Source organism: Sphingomonas sp. Leaf33 (genome assembly GCF_001421785.1).
Taxonomy (GTDB): Bacteria; Pseudomonadota; Alphaproteobacteria; order Sphingomonadales; family Sphingomonadaceae; genus Sphingomonas.
Window position 1 is genome coordinate 1 of sequence record NZ_LMLB01000019.1, and the last position, 1235, is coordinate 1235.

1 protein-coding gene and 1 pseudogene are annotated in these 1235 nt (G+C 69.4%); both read left to right on the top strand.

Going from position 1 to position 1235, the window contains the following annotated elements:
- Positions 1-463: methyl-accepting chemotaxis protein (locus ASE86_RS15545; RefSeq protein WP_235524151.1), on the top strand; the 463-nt coding region annotated here is incomplete at its 5' end.
- A 10-nt stretch (positions 464-473) separates the two neighbouring features.
- Positions 474-1235 (top strand): annotated as a pseudogene (locus ASE86_RS15550) (chemotaxis protein); the annotation flags it as partial.

Sequence of the window (1235 nt, forward strand, 5' to 3'; positions counted from 1 at the left end):
CAACCTGCTGGCGCTGAACGCCACGATCGAGGCGGCACGGGCGGGCGACGCCGGGCGCGGCTTCGCGGTCGTCGCGCAGGAAGTGAAAAGCCTCGCCAACCAGACCGCGCGCGCGACCGACGACATCGCCGCCAAGATCGCCGCCATTCAGGCCGCGACGCGGATGACCGTCGATACCAACGCCAGCATCAAGGCGACCGTCGTCGAAGTCCAGGATTCGGCCGATCGCATCCGCCACGCGATGGAGGCGCAGGCGACGACCGTCACTGCGATCACCGCCAGCGTGGACGAAACCGCGCTGGCCGCGGATTCGATGTCGGCGACCATCGCCGCCATCCGCCAGGACACCGAAACCGTCGCCGCCGATATCGACCGGGTCGGATCGGGCTTCAGCGCGCTGGAGGGGCAGCTCGACATGCTGCGTGGCAATACCGGGGATTTCGTGACCAAGGTCGCGGCGTAGGACACCAGCGATGACCGTTCATGACGACCGCGATCCCGCAACACTGATCGCGCATTACGACTGGGACGGCGACCTGCGCCCCGGTTGCGCCGCGGTCGCAGCCGCCATCGCCGGTCGCGAAACCGAGATCATCGAAACGTATTGGCGGCATTATCTGGCGCAACCCGCCGCTGCCCCGGTCGCGGCCCGGCTAGATGCCGACGCGGTCGCGGTGCTGAAGGCGCAAGGGGTCGCCTACACCCGCGCGAAATACGGCGACATCGCCGGCGACGCGTGGATCGCCACCGCGCGCGATCATATCGCCCGGGCGATCGCAGCGGGCGTATCGCTGTCGGCGCAGTTCGCCTCGCTGTCCTTCTCGCACACGGTAACCATGGAGATGGTCGCGGCCCATGCCGGCGACGATCACGCCGCCTGCCGCCGCCTGAACGACATCATCTGCCGCGTGGCGATGCTGGAGGCCGATGTGCTGGCGTCGCACATCCACCGGATCGAGCGTCAGCGTCACGCCGACCTGCGCCGCGAGCGGACGACCATGTTCCGCGATTCGATCTCCACCCTGATCGAACAGGCCGCGGCGCAGGGCGGCGATGTGCGTGCGCAGACCGGCGCGACATCGCTTGCCGCGCGCGGGATGCTGGGCAAGACCAGCGAAGTCGCCGCTGCCGCCGAACAGTCGGCGGTCGCGATGCGCGAGGCGGCGCAGACGGCTGCCGGCCTGATCCGCGCGATCGAGGATGCCCGGCTGGAGGTCGAGACCGCCGCCGAAGTC